Origin of the sequence: Vibrio genomosp. F10 str. 9ZD137, assembly GCF_049974785.1 — a bacterium.
GTDB lineage: Bacteria > Pseudomonadota > Gammaproteobacteria > Enterobacterales > Vibrionaceae > Vibrio.
The window spans coordinates 1-15656 of record NZ_JBNGCJ010000592.1; the positions used below are offsets into that span (position 1 = coordinate 1).

The window sequence follows — 15656 nt, forward strand, 5'->3', positions numbered from 1 at the left end:
ACCGCTCTTCCGATCTCGCCGCGGCCGTGGAACAGTGTTAGTTCAATGCCTTCAGCGTCACATACTTTAACCAGAGCATCCATTGCGCTGTATTGTGCCCAGCCTGCAGCCATAACACCGGCATCTTTCGCAGAGTCGGAGTAACCGATCATGACCATTTGATGATTCTGAATAAAGCCTCGGTACAGATCGATGTCCATTAATTGCTTAATGACCGATTCTGCGTTGTTCAAGTCGTCCAGTGTTTCAAACAGCGGACAAACGTCCATGCGGTAAGGACAACCTGATTCTTGTAGAAGCAAATGAACAGCCAGTACATCTGAAGCTGTGCGTGCCATTGAAATAACATAAGCGCCAAACGCTTCACGTGGTTGAGACGCCACAATCTTACACGTATCTAAAACTTCTTTTACCGGTGCCGATGGCTCCCAGTCGCGTGGTAGAAGTGGGCGTTTAGAGCTTAGCTCATTCGTTAGAAAAGCAATTTTATCTTGCTCGCTCCACTGATCGTAATCACCAATACCCAGATAACGAGTCAGTTCTGATAACACGTCTGAATGGCGAGTACTTTCTTGGCGGATATCCAAGCGGACAAGGTGGACACCAAACGCTTTAATGCGGCGTAAAGTATCGAGCAGTGAGCCGTCAGCAATCACACCCATGCCACATTCATGCAGTGATTGATAACAGGCATAAAGCGGTGCCCATAATTGATCAATATGCTGCAATGGTGCTTTTACAGCCAGCTTTTGGCCATTGACTTTTGCGTCGAGAATGTCCAGCGTTTCGTTTAGAAGCGAACGAAGACCTTTCAATACAGCGCGATACGGTTCATGTTGGTCATCACCGGCTAAATCACGGACAGCATCATTACACTTCGTCATCGAGAGCTCAGAGATAAGCTCGTTCACATCACCCAAGTAAAGGTCAGCGGCTTTCCAACGAGAAAGAAGCATCACTTCACGAGTGATTGTATGCGTCACAAATGGGTTACCATCGCGATCGCCACCCATCCAAGATGAGAAATGCACTGGGCGAGCGTCAATAGGTAAGCCTTCACCTAGGTAGCTTGTTAGGCGATCATCAAGCTCGCGCAAGAATTCAGGAACGCCTTCCCACAGTGAGTTCTCTACAACAGCAAAGCCCCATTTTGCTTCATCCAGTGGAGTTGGGCGCTGCTTACGAATCACATCAGAGTGCCAACCTTGAGCGATCAACTGCTCTAAACGTCGTTCTGTTTTCTGGCGTTCTTTATGAGAAAGGTCGGTCAGTTCAAGCTTTGATAAACACTCGTTGGTTTTGACCAGTTTATTGATCATAGTGCGACGAGTGATTTCAGTAGGGTGAGCGGTTAACACCAATTCAATATTGAGGTCACGGACTGCTTGAGCCGTATCGAGTTTACTGATGCCATTTTGGCTTAGCTTCGAAAACAAACTGCTGATCGCGTCAGGTTCGCATACGTGCTCTTCACAATGGCGTGAAATCGTATGGTACTGCTCTGCCATATTGGTCAAGTTGAGAAATTGGTTAAATGCGCGTGCAACAGGCGTGAGTTGCTCGTTGGGTAAACTTTTAATTTCTTCAATTAAAGTGGCGCGGTCGGATTGATTGCCTGCACTCGCTGATTTAGAAAGCTTACGAATTGTCTCAACTTTCTCTAAAATAACGTCACCATGTGAATCCTTGATGGTGTTGCCAAGCAAGCGGCCTAGCATGCTTACGTTACTTGTGAGCGCAGCGTATTTTTCGTTCATTATCATCCTGCCTTGTAAAAAAGTTACATCCGGTGTTCCTTGTTAGGTACACAATCTAGCGAAAAGTGCTACCAAGAGTCAAATATTGCAGCATAAGTTTGCATTTATTGTGCAAGTGGATGTAAGAGATGCTCTTCGGGCATTGATAATTAAAGTGTTGAAAGTTTATTACAAAAATAGACGAATAAAGCGTGCTAGCTATAAGGTCACTCACACGCTGTTAGACTTTATCTGATCAATCTTCAGTTAATTTGGTTCAAAAACAATATTTATACATCGCTTTAGATAAAATATTGATGGTGGGATCAATAAACTCAAAGGCTAAGAACTCATCCGGTTGGTGCGCCTGTTCGATTGAGCCTGGGCCTAATACTAGGGTTGGGCAGAGCTGTTGTAGGAAAGGTGCTTCAGTACAGTAGTTAACGGTTTCTGACGGGGTTTCGCAAATTTCTTCAACACCGGCAATAAACGGATGGTCATGTTGGCACTCATAACCGGGAATCGGTTCATGCAGAGGTGTTATTTCGATTCGGCCCGGCCATTTTGCTTCCACTTCTTTCAGTGATGCTCGTAACATGTTATCCAGCCCATCGAGGCTAATGCCAGGTAAAGGGCGAACATCATAATGCAGCTCACAGCATCCACAGATACGGTTTGCACTGTCTCCACCATGAATATGACCAAGGTTTAGAGTCGGGCTTGGAATCGCAAAGCCCGGGTGATGATACTCTTTGATGAGTTTGTCGCGCAGTTGCATCAGGGCAAACAAAACCTCATGCATGATTTCGATGGCGTTGACACCCAACGCGGGATCGGAAGAGTGGCCCGATTTACCCGTGATCCGCACGGCGTTAGCGACGTGGCCTTTATGGCCTCTGACCGGAACTAAGCTGGTTGGCTCACCGATAATGCAATAATCAGGTTTAAACGGTGCATTGTCGGTAAAGTGACGAGCGCCCAACATGGTCGTTTCCTCATCACAGGTTGCTAATATATACAGCGGCTTGGTTTGCTTGCTCCAATCGACTTTCTTCACAGCTTCAATAATAAACGCAAAGAAGCCCTTCATATCTGCAGTGCCAAGCCCGTAAAAGCGATCGTTCGCTTGGGTTAATGTGTGTGGATCAAAACTCCAACGACCCTCATCAAATGGCACGGTATCACTGTGTCCAGCAAGAAGCAGCCCGCCTTCTCCTGAGCCTTTCTTAGCGATCAGATTGTGCTTTCCTTTTTCAACTTCTGTAACGGTGACGTCAAAACCGATGTCTTTTAACCAGGTGGCGAGCTTTTCAATCACCATGCTGTTGCCTTCATCCCAGCTAGGATCACTTGAACTGATGGATGAGGTTGAAATTAGGCCTTCGTAGACCTCGAGAAAACTGGGTAATTGCATATTATCTTCACTTCTACTGTTGACAGAAATACCTTAAGAAGGTAAAACACATATTAAATCATTATTTGTGAATAAAAAATCAATTAAAGCTATTTTTTTAAAATTAATAGTCATTTTGAGTCAAGGGCTCACTCTGATGAATAGCCATGAAATTGAAACGTAGTCACTACGATTCACGACTAACGAAGAAACCACTATTAACCTTGAATTTGGAAGTTGTCGATGTCACACGCTGAGTTACTTAAAACCACGATTATTGGCGCTAGCGGTTATACCGGAGCCGAATTAGCTGTCATGGTGCAAAAACATCCACAGCTCACGCTATCAGGTTTGTACGTTTCAGCCAATAGTGTTGATGCAGGTAAAAATATTGGAGAGTTGCACGGTAAGCTAGCCGGTTTGGTTGATATGCCTGTTGAGCCGTTAGTGGACGTTAAAAAAGCGGCGACTGACTGCGATGTTGTTTTTTTAGCCACCGCCCATGAAGTGAGCCATGACCTTGCTCCTATTTTTTTAGAGAACGGTTGCCAGGTTTTTGATTTATCCGGTGCGTTTCGAGTAAAAGGTGAAGGCTTCTACCAGCAGTACTATGGCTTCGAGCATCAACATGCCGCTTGGTTAGACAACGCAGCTTATGGTTTGGCTGAGTGGAACGAAGAGGTCATTACCCAAGCTCAGCTAGTGGCTGTTGCAGGTTGTTACCCAACCGCGTCACAACTGGCCATCAAGCCTTTGGTTGAATCACAGCTTCTCGATCTGAATCAATGGCCTGTGATCAATGCGACCAGTGGTGTAACAGGGGCAGGACGTAAAGCGTCTATGGTCAATAGCTTTTGCGAAGTGAGCCTACAGCCTTACGGTGTGTTTGCGCACCGTCATCAGCCAGAGATCACCAGCCACTTAGGTTGTGATGTGATTTTTACCCCGCACCTAGGTAATTTTAAACGCGGCATTCTCGCGACTATCACGATGAAGTTGTCCGCCGGTGTGACTGCTGAACAAGTGACACAAGCGTTTGTTAAAGCGTATGACGGTAAGCCAGCAGTCCGTTTACTGGATGAGCAGATGCCAAGAATTCAAAACGTAGAGTTCACTCCATTTTGTGATTTGGGGTGGAAGGTGGAAGGTGAGCACGTCATCGTGGTATCAGCGATTGATAACTTACTGAAAGGGGCGTCAAGCCAAGCGATGCAGTGCTTGAATATCCACTACGGATTCTCCCAGTTAACCGCGTTAATTTAGTTGTATGAATATAACCGCATTAGAGTAAGCGGCGGTTAGACAAAGACGGAATAGACGGCGAATACGTAAAAAGAAGAAAAAGACAAATACGCCATTGAGATAATCAGAGCAGTAAGGAACATTCATGACCGATAATACCTTGTCAGAAAAAAAAGCCATGCCATTGGTGATTAAGTTAGGCGGAGCAGCGCTAGAGAGTAACGAGACTCTGAGTCAGCTATTCGCGGCTATCAACACTTATCAGCAGCAAGCTCGACGACAAATCGTCATTGTTCATGGTGGCGGGTATTTAGTGGATGACCTTATGGGTAAACTGAATTTAGAAACGGTGAAGAAAAACGGTTTACGTGTGACGCCTTACGAACAAATCCCTGTTATTGCAGGAGCATTAGCAGGAACTGCCAACAAACTGCTTCAAGGGCAAGCGATCAAAGATGGCCTTAATGCGGTGGGTTTAAGTCTAGCGGACGGTGGATTGTGTCAAGTTGAAGAGTTGGATCCTGAATTAGGCGCAGTAGGTAAAGCGTCACCAGGAGATTCAGCGGTACTTCAAGCGATTCTAGATACTGGAGCGCTTCCTATCATTAGCTCGATTGGCTTAACACCAGCAGGGCAATTAATGAATGTGAATGCCGACCAAGCTGCGGTTGCCGTTGCTGGTGCTCTTGATGCTGAGTTAGTTCTGCTTTCTGATGTGAGTGGTGTATTAGACGGCAAAGGACACCTAATCGGTAGTCTAACTGAAGAACAAGCATCGGCGCTGATTCAAGGCCAGGTGATTACTGATGGCATGATTGTCAAGGTAGAAGCGGCCCTGGAAGCGGCCAATGATTTAGGGCGATCTATTCAAGTTGCTACCTGGAGATACCCAGAGAAACTGGTCAAATTATTTGCCGGAGAGTGTATCGGAACACTTTTCGTACCAAAGTAGAACACAACCAATACGTTCTTACGCACAAGCGTGAGCACAACAAAATTAACACTATTAAATGGAAGCCTTAGCACTGACCGCCAAGCGCAGAGCAAGGAATTTGGAGAGAAAAAATGAGCAAAGTTCAAGTTAAAAAAGTTGTTGTCGCATACTCTGGCGGTCTAGATACCTCAGTCATTATCCCGTGGCTAAAAGAGAACTATGACTGTGAAGTGATTGCATTTGTTGCTGATGTGGGCCAAGGCGCACAAGAACTGGAAGGTATTGAAGAGAAAGCAAAAGCGTCAGGCGCTTCAGAATGCTACATCGCTGATCTAAAAGAAGAGATGGTGGCCGATTACATCTACCCGACACTAAAAACAGGCGCGTACTACGAAGGAAAATACCTGCTAGGTACCTCAATGGCGCGTCCGATAATTGCCAAAGCGCAAGTTGAAGTGGCACGTAAAGTGGGTGCGGATGCGTTGTGTCACGGTTGTACCGGTAAAGGTAACGACCAGGTACGTTTTGAAGGTGCATTTGCGGCGCTTGCCCCTGACCTGCATGTTATTGCTCCTTGGCGTGAGTGGGACCTTGTAAGCCGTGAAGAATGTCTGGATTACCTTGCCGAGCGTAATATCCCATGTACCGCATCACTAACGAAAATCTATTCACGTGATGCCAATGCATGGCATATATCAACAGAAGGCGGCGTGTTAGAAGATACATGGAACGCGCCAAACGATGATTGCTGGGATTGGACTGTTGATCCAGAAAAAGCACCGGATCAATCAGAGTCAGTGACACTGAAAGTGGTAAAAGGTGAAGTGGTTGCGGTCGATGGTGAAGAAATGACGCCATACAACGCGCTAGTTTACCTTAATGAAAAAGGCGCAAAGCACGGCGTTGGTCGTATCGATATCGTTGAGAACCGTCTCGTGGGCATGAAGTCTCGTGGTTGTTACGAAACTCCGGGCGGCACTATCATGATGGAAGCGCTACGTGCGGTTGAGCAACTTGTATTAGATAAAGCGGCGTTTGAGTTCCGTGAAGAGTTGGGCGTGAAAGCTTCGCACCTTGTTTACGATGGTCGTTGGTTCACACCACTGTGCAAATCGATTCTTGCAGCCACCGAAGAGCTTGCTCAAGATGTGAATGGCGAAGTGGTGGTTAAGCTTTACAAAGGGCACGCAACAGTGACTCAAAAACGTTCGGCGAACAGCTTATATTGTGAAGAGTTTGCAACGTTTGGTGAAGATGAAGTGTACGACCAAAGCCATGCTGAAGGCTTCATTCGTCTTTACTCTCTATCAAGCAGAATCAGAGCACTGAACGAAGTGAAAAGATCAAAGTAATCAACCATTACTGAATGAAAACCAATAAAACCCACTTGTTTTTGCAAGTGGGTTTTTCTTTTATTTAGGGGGGGACTTTTGGATAAGTACTTTATGACGAAAGACGTGTAATGGATTTTTGTCAGTGAGTCAGATCGCCATGACGAATTTAAATGTACCATCCGTGAATAATTATGTGAAAAAAATGCATTTTTACCTTGTTTTTATATTGAATTGCTGTAAGTTTGAAACATACAAAAAGAGAAGCTGAATTTAATCAGAGAACATCGTTGCACAAGCAGTAGATACTGAGCATTTAGGAGAGACACAATGGCATTATGGGGCGGTAGATTTACCCAAGCAGCAGACACTAGGTTCAAAGACTTTAACGATTCACTTCGCTTTGATTACCGATTGGCTGAGCAAGACATTGTTGGCTCTATCGCTTGGTCAAAAGCGTTGCAATCTGTCGATGTGTTGAGTGAAGAAGAGCAGCAAAAGCTTGAACTGGCCCTGAATGAACTCAAACTTGAAGTGATGGAAGATCCCAATCAGATTTTACGCTCTGATGCAGAAGATATTCACTCTTGGGTTGAACAGCAATTAATTGGCAAGGTGGGTGATTTAGGTAAAAAATTACACACTGGCCGTTCTCGTAATGATCAAGTCGCAACCGACTTAAAATTGTGGTGTCGCCAGCAAGGGCAACAACTGCTTATTGGCCTTGATCGTCTGCAAGCGAAAATGGTTGAAGTTGCAAGAGAACACCAAGCTACCGTGTTACCTGGTTATACGCACTTGCAACGTGCACAACCGGTGACTTTTGCTCACTGGTGTTTGGCGTATGTTGAAATGTTAGAGCGTGATTATTCACGTTTGAATGATGCGATTAAGCGTCTCGATACTTGTCCACTTGGCTCTGGCGCACTTGCCGGTACAGCCTACCCGATGGACCGTGAAGAACTGGCGCATAATCTTGGGTTTCGTCGTGCAACACGTAACTCGCTCGATTCTGTTTCTGATCGTGATCACGTGATGGAGCTTATGTCGATTGCGTCTATCTCCATGCTTCACCTTTCTCGTCTTGCAGAAGACATGATCTTCTATAACTCAGGCGAGTCGAATTTTATCGAGTTAGCCGACACGGTGACATCAGGCTCGTCATTGATGCCACAAAAGAAAAACCCAGACGCGCTTGAACTTATTCGTGGTAAAACTGGCCGTGTTTATGGCTCTCTTGCGGCGATGATGATGACAGTGAAAGCACTGCCATTGGCGTACAACAAAGACATGCAAGAAGACAAGGAAGGGCTGTTTGATGCGCTTGATACTTGGAACGATTGTATGGAAATGGCCGCGCTGTGTTTTGAAGGCATTAAAGTTAACAAAGAACGTACATTAGAAGCCGCGCAACAAGGTTATGCCAATTCAACTGAGCTGGCGGATTACCTAGTCGCGAAAAACATTCCATTTCGTGAAGCTCACCATATTGTTGGGGTTGCGGTTGTGGGGGCCATTTCAAAAGGCTGCGCGTTAGAAGATCTTTCACTTGATGAGCTCAAAGCCTTCTCTGATGTAATTGAAGATGATGTGTACGATATTTTAACCATCGAATCCTGTTTGGAAAAACGAAGTGCCTTAGGTGGCGTTTCTCCTAAGCAAGTGGCGTATGCGGTTGATCAAGCGGATCAACGTCTTGCTCAGCGCGATACTTCGGCGGTGAAAGTACGTTCTGCGCGTCTTACCGACATTGAAGCGTTGGAAGGCATGGTCGCTTATTGGGCCAACATGGGAGAAAACCTACCGCGATCTCGTAATGAGTTAGTACGCGATATTGGCTCGTTTGCGGTGGCAGAACACCATGGTGAAGTGACGGGCTGTGCATCGCTTTATGTGTATGATTCTGGTTTGGCCGAAATTCGCTCATTAGGCGTAGAAGCTGGTTGGCAAGGTCAGGGACAAGGCTCGGCGATTGTTCAACACTTAGTGGATAAAGCACGCCAAATGGCGATTAAAAAAGTCTTTGTGCTGACAAGAACACCAGAGTTCTTTATGAAGCACAGCTTTATTCCGACATCCAAGTCGTTGCTGCCTGAGAAAGTGCTTAAAGACTGTGATCAGTGTCCACGTCAGCACGCTTGTGATGAAGTGGCGTTGGAAGTGAACTTGGTTGAACAGATCATTGCCAAAGTGAACGTGGCTTAACCGGTTTTAACCCTATTATTGCGCGCGATGTTCTATTTGATTTATGCTTTATTTGATTAAGTTTTTATGTAAGTGATTGAGTATAGGGCGCAAACTCATTTTCTTGAAGAAAGATCAAAAAAGATCCTCGATTTAAGGAACTAAAAGGAAAAGCAGCAGTCTGAATTAATACCACTGCTTTTTCTTAGAAAATATCTAAGAAGGCCCCGCAACCGAGATTGGCTGCGGGGCTTTTTTCTTTTTATCGCCCAGGCTTTTCGCTCGTATTTTTATCTTACGCGGTTTATCTCTTTCTTCTGTACGCCATTTTTGGATTTTCCTATTTCACGAGTAGTCAAAAAAGTGTCAATAATCATTCATTAAACTGAGATACAAATTGGCTACCGTTGGGCCCGTTCATTTATTCCATCGGAGAAACGCAGTGAAAGGATTTCAACTAGGATTAGCGCTCAGCGGTCTAATAGCATCAACAGTTTCAATGGCAGAACTGCCTCAACAAAGTGATACTTGGTATACCCAAGGCCAAAGTGCTATTACAGCAGCAAAAAAGTTAAAGCCAATCACAGGGCCGGCTAAAAATGTCATCTTATTTATCGGTGATGGTATGAGTGTGGGCACAATGACCGCAGCCCGTATTTATGCAGGGCAAAACAAAGGGCTTAAAGGTGAAGAATATTCACTCGCTATGGAAAGTCTCCCTCATACTGCATTAGCTAAAACATACAATACCGATATGCAAACACCGGATTCAGCGGGCACGGCAACCGCGATGGTGGCAGGGGTGAAGACCAAAGCAGGTGTTATCAGTGTTAATGATAAGGTGCAACGTGGTTTTTGTAGCAGTGCAAAAGGAAATGAAGTGAAGACAGCGTTTCACTCAGCCGCTGAAAAAGGTATGTCTCTTGGCGTGGTGTCGACCGCGAGATTGACCCATGCTACGCCAGCGGTCACGTTTGCACATAGCGCCGACCGTAACTGGGAAAACGATGCAGCTATGCCGAATATCGCCAAAGGGAATGGGTGTAAAGACATTGCAACACAGTTTATAGAGTTTGATCACGGTGACGGCTTTCAAGTGGCTTTTGCTGGTGGTCGCCGTGAATTTCTTCCGATAGATAACACGGACCCTGAGGGTAAAAAAGGCAAACGTAAAGATGGGCGTAACCTGATTGAAGAGTGGCAAGATCGGTACCCGAAAGGCCAGTATGTTTATGATCGCCAAGGCTTTGATAAGCTGACCGATCAACAGCGAGCATTTGGTCTGTTTGAAAGCAGCCATATGCAATATGAAGCGGATAGAAAGGTCGACAACCAAGAGCCATCACTGGCCGAGATGACCGATAAAGCGATTCAAATATTAGGCAACAACAAAACGGGTTATATCTTGATGGTGGAAGCTGGACGCATAGACCATGCTCACCACGATGGCAATGCCGCCAGAGCGCTGGAAGACACGGTCGCTTTTGATAATGCGATTCGACTTGCGTTAGAAAAAACCAACCCTGAAGAAACCCTGATTATTGTGACTGCGGATCATGCTCATACACTGATTTCAAATGGCTATGCTGAGCGCGGCAATCCAATTCTGGGTCTTTCCAAGCAAAAAGGTAAGCTTAACCAAGATGATTTTGGGAAAAATTACACGACACTCGCTTACGGAAATGGCCCGGGAGCGGTGAAAGGTGAGCGAGATAACCCAACGGCAGAGCAAGTGGAAAAGCTCGATTACTTACAGCAGGCATTGGTGAAACTGAGCTCAGAAACGCATTCGGGGGAAGATGTGGCGATCTTTGCTCGTGGACCGCAAGCATGGTTGTTTCAAGGTGTGGTTGAGCAGCATTATATCTATCATGTGGTAGACGAAGCGCTTGGGCTCACCCGTTAACAAGCCAGAGATGCAGCGGTAAAAGTAATGTAAATGCCAAAAGCAATGTAAACGAAAAAGCTAACGTAAACGATAATGATAAAACTCTAGTGCTTGCCTGAAGTGCTGGAGTTTTTTTTGCGCTTATTCTCTTGGTAGGGAATGACGATAAACTTCATCCAAAGATGTAAAAACAGCAATCCATTAAACGCAAGTCCCGCCATGATAAGCGCAATGGATTCTATGCTGAACGGCGTTTCTCGACAGGTAAACCACCAAACAGCCGCACACAACACCGAGAGCGTGGTGAGCTGATCCATACAGCGTTGACAGCGCCCGATCTTTTTCCAAAACCAGGCCGCGTTATCGCACGTTTTACATGTCATGAATGTTTCTTATTGGGTAATATACACGTTGATAGAATATCGTAACTAACCCAAGAAAGTGAGCAAAATGATTGAACGTCAACACACTAAGCAACGTATGAGCCGTATTGTTAAGCATAACGGAACCATCTATCTATGTGGCCAAGTTTGTGCGGATGCAGAAAAAGGCATCAAAGAGCAAACGCAAACCATGCTAGATAAGGTAGAAACCTTACTACTTGAAGCGGGTAGTGATAAAGAGCATATGTTGTCGGCGACCATCTATTTAAAAGATATGAAAGATTTTAAAGAGATGAATGAGGTTTGGGATGCTTGGGTTCCTGAAGGTCACGCACCTGCACGCGCTTGTGTGACCGGTGACATGGCGCGTGAAGCGCTATTGGTTGAAATCTCTGTGATTGCTGCTGAAAAATAATTGAGCCAGTAGGGTAGAAAAGAAGCCTGAGACAAGGTTACAAAGAGGCGCGATAGAAAGGCTGAAAAAACAGGCTGAAAAGAAGTGGTGGAAAAAGCCTATGTTCAGCCTCTTTTCCACCTGTTTTCATCTTCTCTTCAGCCTATTTTTAGCTTGTTTTCAATTAAGCCTACATTAACATCCCGGTCCACAGTCTAGGCAATGTTTCACCATCTCTGGTCCTAGGTGCAGTTTGGCGTTCAGGTCACGAAGTGCAGTACGAACACCTTCTTCAATCACTGGGTGGTAGAATGGCATATCGAGCATTTCCGATACCGTCATCTTGTTCTGGTGTGCCCAAGCCAGTAAGTGCGCTAAGTGCTCAGCATTAGGCCCCATCATTTCAGCGCCTAGGAACCGTCCTGTTCCTTGCTCTCCGTACACATGTAAAATACCTTTGTTTCTCAGCATGACACGTGAGCGACCTTGATTCTCAAACGAAACCTCGCCGGTTGCAAAACACCCACAGTTACCTAAACGCTGTTCTAGTTGTTTGAAGGTTTCACCGACCATGGCAATTTGCGGATCCGAGAATACCGCTGAGATAACCGAACGGCGTAACCCTGCTCGAATATCTGGGAAGCGTCCCGCATTATCACCGGCGATTCTCGCCTGGTCTGCCGCTTCATGAAGCAGTGGAATTTGGTTACTTGCATCACCCGCAATAAAGATGCTCTCTACCGATGTTTGTAACGTGTAGTAATCGGCTGTTGGTACACCGCGTTCATCTAATTCCAGCGTAGTCGTTTCAAGAGCGAGTTTATCAACGTTAGGACGACGTCCTGTTGCTGCTAATACATAATCAACAATGAAGGTTTCAAGTTCACCATCGTGGTTGATGAACATGATCTCGACTTTGTCCGTCTCGTTGCCTTGGTCGTCAAGCACACGACGCATGGTCTCTACTTTAACATCCGCATCAAGATAGAACTCCTCTTGGAATGCTTTGTTCGCGTAAGCCATGACTTCAGGGTCAGTGATTGGCCCGACTTGACCGCCCACACCGAATACTTTCACCTTCACACCCAAACGGTGCAGGGATTGGCCTAACTCCAAACCAATAACGCCAGGACCAAATACAGCGACGGATTCTGGCAGATCGTCCCAATCAAATACGTCGTCATTGATAACAAGGCGATCACCAAGCTCGTTCCAAACCGCAGGGTAGGCAGGGCGTGATCCCGTGGCGATGACAATGCGTTTAGCGGTAATGGTTGTGTGGTCATCAACAATCAATGTGTTGTTATCGAGAAACTTTGCGTAGCCGAGGATTTTGTCTTCAGCCGGGATTTCGTTGACCCCTTCAAGAACAAATCCGACAAAACGGTCACGTTCACGTTTTACTCTGTCCATTACTTCGCGGCCATTGATCACCGTTTCACCTTGAGGGTAAACACCGAATCCTGGCGCTTTTTCAATCTGATGAACGCTTTCAGCAGCAGCGATAAGCAGTTTTGACGGCATGCAGCCAACGCGAGCACAGGTTGTACCAAATGGGCCGCCTTCTATCATAACGACACTTGATGTGTTTGCTTTTGCCGCGCGATAAGCGCCTAAACCTGCAGTACCACCACCAATCACAGCTACATCTACGTTTACTTGTTTCATAACCATATCTCTACTTTTATTTTCTGAGCCTTTTTATTCCGGCTGCTGAAAGAAATTGTTGTGTTCGTACGTTCTATACCAAAGTGTTCTAATGGCCCGCTTTGGGTGAATCATTCAAGCGGCTTAGATATAAAGCCACTTGGATTTAAAAGCCACTTGGGTATAGAGGTGACGTTAGGGACAAGGCTACCTAGTGCCCGACACACTAGGTAGTCTTCAGTGGGTTGTGATTAAGCTAGATACGCTTCTAGTTCTTCGCTACCACCAATGTGCTTACCACCGATGAAAACTTGAGGAACAGTTGTGCGACCAGAGATTGCACGTAGGCTTACTGTTGTTGCATCTTTACCTAGTACTACTTCTTCGTAGTTTAACCCTTTATCGATTAGGTTCTGTTTTGCTTTCGTACAGAAAGGACAGCCTGGTTTAGTGAACACTGTGATTGACTCTTGCTCTTTATGCTCAGGAGCGATGTAGTTAAGCATAGTATCAGCATCAGAAACATTGAACGGGTCGCCTGGTACGTCTTCTTCGATGAACATTTTTTCTACCACGCCGTTTTTAACCAGCATGCTGTAGCGCCATGAACGCTTACCAAAGCCAAGGTCGTTTTTATCAACCAGCATACCCATGCCGTCTGTGAAATCACCGTTACCATCTGGGATGAATGTGATGTTTTCTGCTTCTTGATCCGCTTTCCATGCATTCATTACAAAAGTGTCGTTAACTGAAACACATAGGATGTCATCAACACCGTTTTCTTTGAATACAGAGTGTAGTTCGTTGTAGCGCGGTAGGTGGCTTGAAGAACAGGTTGGAGTAAACGCGCCTGGTAGGCTGAATACGATTACTGTCTTGTCTTTGAAAAGCTCTTCTGTCGTTACGTTAACCCATGCATCACCTTGGCGAGTTGGGAATGTTACTTGAGGGATTGATTGACCTTCTTTAGATGCAAACATAATGATTTCCTAGTATTTAAGTTTAATGAGTTACTGTGAGTCTTAGTCAGCGCTTTGCTGTGCTCCGTTTTGTTGAAGCTATTATTAACAATTTTCTTTGATAGGAATAATCGTTTGGTGCTATCGTTTCAATAGGTGTTTTCTATTGAGGTGCATGGCCTCTTAAACTGACGTTGAGTATGAGTCTATATGAACATTCGAGATTTAGAATATTTAGTTGCATTAGCTGAGCATCAGCACTTCCGTAAAGCCGCAGAGTCTTGTTTTGTGAGTCAGCCAACCTTGAGTGGGCAAATACGTAAGTTGGAAGATGAAATCGGTACCGCTCTACTGGAACGAAATAGTCGTAAAGTTCTTTTTACTGATTCTGGGTTGCAGCTTGTCGAACAAGCAAAAATTATTCTTTCCGAAGTGACGCGATTTAAAGACATGGCGAGTGGGCAAAGTGGGGAGATGGTGGGCCCAATGAACATTGGCTTTATTCCCACGGTCGGTCCCTATATCTTGCCAAGAATTATTCCACAGCTGAAAGCCGCGTATCCAGAACTGGAAATGTTTTTACATGAATCTCAAACACATGAATTAGTGCGTCAGTTGCAAGATGGAAAGTTGGATTGTTTGGTCTTAGCATCGGTGGCTGAGACGGCACCGTTTAAAGAGATTGAGCTTTACAATGAGCCGCTTGCTTTAGCGGTGCCGAGCGACCATGAATGGGCCGGTCTTGAGTTTTTAAATGTCGACGAGCTCAATGGACGCACAGTATTAATGCTCGGAGATGGGCACTGTTTACGTGATCAAGCATTAGGTTATTGCTTTGCTGCGGGGGCGAAAGAAGATAAACGCTTCAAAGCCACGAGCTTAGAAACGCTGCGGAATATGGTGGCAGCAGGGGGCGGAATTACTTTGCTTCCAGAGCTTTCCGTCCCTAAAGAGTCAACCAAAGATGGGGTTTGCTACGTGAAAAAAATGGAGCCTCAGCCATCAAGAAAGATCGTATTGGTCTATCGACCTGGCTCACCATTGCGGGCTCGTTTTGAACAGTTAGGCGGAACCATTCAGTCGATATTGCAAGCTTAATCAAAAATGGCCAATAAAAAAGGGTTGGCATTGCCAACCCTTTTTACTGTTTTCGAGTTAAAACAGTTCTTCACTGCTAGCGCTAGAATAAATCGTGTCGGTGATCGATTCTTCAACATATTCTGTTGGCGCTGTCCCCTCAAGGAAGTATTCAAACATCGAGCTTGAATCAAACTTATTCGTCAAAAGGCCGGAATCTCTATCGATTCGAACGCGGACAATGTCGTTAGGTAGCTGTTTCGATTGAATCGGAACACCCTCTAAAGCCACTTGCATGAAGTCCACCCACGCAGGTTGTGCTGTTTTTGCGCCAGCCTCACCTCCGGTGATTTGGTTCTTATCTAGGTTTTTATTGGTGGTGGTTTGTCCCAGTTTTCGGTTGTGGTTATCAAAGCCAACCCACGCGGTTGCAACAATACCAGGGCCGTAGCCGTTGTACCAAGCATCTTTAGAGTCATTGGTGGTTC

General features: G+C 45.5%; 12 protein-coding genes and 1 pseudogene. 7 read left to right on the forward strand and 6 right to left on the reverse strand.

All coding sequences use genetic code 11. The annotated features are described in order from the left end of the window. A partial coding sequence (locus ACP45E_RS14320; RefSeq protein WP_069585157.1) for a phosphoenolpyruvate carboxylase occupies positions 1–1757 on the reverse strand: 1757 nt, incomplete at its 3' end. A gap of 256 nt (positions 1758–2013) precedes the next feature. Beyond that, positions 2014–3150 (reverse strand): acetylornithine deacetylase, encoded by a 1137-nt coding sequence (gene argE, locus ACP45E_RS14325; protein WP_017036781.1) that lies wholly within the window; start codon positions 3148–3150, stop codon positions 2014–2016. 222 nt (positions 3151–3372) lie between these two features. Here argE and argC point away from each other — a divergent pair, with 222 nt between their 5' ends. The 5 genes from argC (at position 3373) to ACP45E_RS14350 (ending at position 10726) form a co-directional block, all read left to right on the forward strand. Beyond that, positions 3373–4392, forward strand: a complete 1020-nt coding sequence (argC, locus tag ACP45E_RS14330) for an N-acetyl-gamma-glutamyl-phosphate reductase (RefSeq protein WP_017038300.1) — start codon at positions 3373–3375, stop codon at positions 4390–4392. A 124-nt stretch (positions 4393–4516) separates the two neighbouring features. Next, positions 4517–5323, forward strand: a complete 807-nt coding sequence (gene argB, locus ACP45E_RS14335; protein WP_017036779.1) for an acetylglutamate kinase — start codon at positions 4517–4519, stop codon at positions 5321–5323. Positions 5324–5436: 113 nt separating this feature from the next. Continuing rightward, positions 5437–6657 (forward strand): argininosuccinate synthase, encoded by a 1221-nt coding sequence (locus ACP45E_RS14340; RefSeq protein WP_017036778.1) that lies wholly within the window; start codon positions 5437–5439, stop codon positions 6655–6657. Positions 6658–6966: 309 nt separating this feature from the next. Next, on the forward strand, positions 6967–8841 hold the full coding sequence (gene argH, locus ACP45E_RS14345) for an argininosuccinate lyase (RefSeq protein WP_017036777.1): 1875 nt from the start codon (positions 6967–6969) through the stop codon (positions 8839–8841). Between the two features lie 421 nt (positions 8842–9262). Next, positions 9263–10726, forward strand: coding sequence for an alkaline phosphatase (locus ACP45E_RS14350; RefSeq protein ID WP_017036776.1), 1464 nt, complete (start codon positions 9263–9265; stop codon positions 10724–10726). Positions 10727–10812: 86 nt separating this feature from the next. On the opposite strand, the gene ACP45E_RS14355 is transcribed toward ACP45E_RS14350, so the two are convergent. Beyond that, positions 10813–11091 (reverse strand): DUF3624 domain-containing protein, encoded by a 279-nt coding sequence (locus ACP45E_RS14355; protein WP_017038299.1) that lies wholly within the window; start codon positions 11089–11091, stop codon positions 10813–10815. 67 nt (positions 11092–11158) lie between these two features. Between ACP45E_RS14355 and ACP45E_RS14360 the strand changes: the two genes are divergently transcribed. Continuing rightward, positions 11159–11506, forward strand: a complete 348-nt coding sequence (locus tag ACP45E_RS14360) for a RidA family protein (RefSeq protein WP_017038298.1) — start codon at positions 11159–11161, stop codon at positions 11504–11506. A 174-nt stretch (positions 11507–11680) separates the two neighbouring features. On the opposite strand, the gene ACP45E_RS14365 is transcribed toward ACP45E_RS14360, so the two are convergent. After that, positions 11681–13153, reverse strand: a complete 1473-nt coding sequence (locus tag ACP45E_RS14365; RefSeq protein ID WP_026026667.1) for a dihydrolipoyl dehydrogenase — start codon at positions 13151–13153, stop codon at positions 11681–11683. Between the two features lie 230 nt (positions 13154–13383). After that, positions 13384–14112 (reverse strand): glutathione peroxidase, encoded by a 729-nt coding sequence (locus ACP45E_RS14370; RefSeq protein ID WP_017038296.1) that lies wholly within the window; start codon positions 14110–14112, stop codon positions 13384–13386. Between the two features lie 189 nt (positions 14113–14301). Here ACP45E_RS14370 and oxyR point away from each other — a divergent pair, with 189 nt between their 5' ends. After that, complete coding sequence (oxyR, locus tag ACP45E_RS14375; RefSeq protein WP_017036771.1) at positions 14302–15189, forward strand: DNA-binding transcriptional regulator OxyR; 888 nt, start codon at positions 14302–14304, stop codon at positions 15187–15189. 57 nt (positions 15190–15246) lie between these two features. Here the strand turns inward: oxyR and ACP45E_RS14380 are convergent. Further along, positions 15247–15656 (reverse strand): annotated as a pseudogene (locus ACP45E_RS14380) (penicillin-sensitive transpeptidase); the annotation flags it as partial.

Bases quoted from the DNA above. Each gene is read 5' to 3' on its own strand.
- ACP45E_RS14355 (WP_017038299.1), bottom strand. From the start codon at position 11,091: ATGACATGTAAAACGTGCGATAACGCGGCCTGGTTTTGGAAAAAGATC.
- argB (WP_017036779.1), top strand. From the start codon at position 4,517: ATGACCGATAATACCTTGTCAGAAAAAAAAGCCATGCCATTGGTGATT.
- oxyR (WP_017036771.1), top strand. From the start codon at position 14,302: ATGAACATTCGAGATTTAGAATATTTAGTTGCATTAGCTGAGCATCAG.
- ACP45E_RS14365 (WP_026026667.1), bottom strand. From the start codon at position 13,153: ATGAAACAAGTAAACGTAGATGTAGCTGTGATTGGTGGTGGTACTGCA.
- argH (WP_017036777.1), top strand. From the start codon at position 6,967: ATGGCATTATGGGGCGGTAGATTTACCCAAGCAGCAGACACTAGGTTC.
- argC (WP_017038300.1), top strand. From the start codon at position 3,373: ATGTCACACGCTGAGTTACTTAAAACCACGATTATTGGCGCTAGCGGT.
- ACP45E_RS14370 (WP_017038296.1), bottom strand. From the start codon at position 14,112: ATGTTTGCATCTAAAGAAGGTCAATCAATCCCTCAAGTAACATTCCCA.
- argE (WP_017036781.1), bottom strand. From the start codon at position 3,150: ATGCAATTACCCAGTTTTCTCGAGGTCTACGAAGGCCTAATTTCAACC.
- ACP45E_RS14360 (WP_017038298.1), top strand. From the start codon at position 11,159: ATGATTGAACGTCAACACACTAAGCAACGTATGAGCCGTATTGTTAAG.
- ACP45E_RS14340 (WP_017036778.1), top strand. From the start codon at position 5,437: ATGAGCAAAGTTCAAGTTAAAAAAGTTGTTGTCGCATACTCTGGCGGT.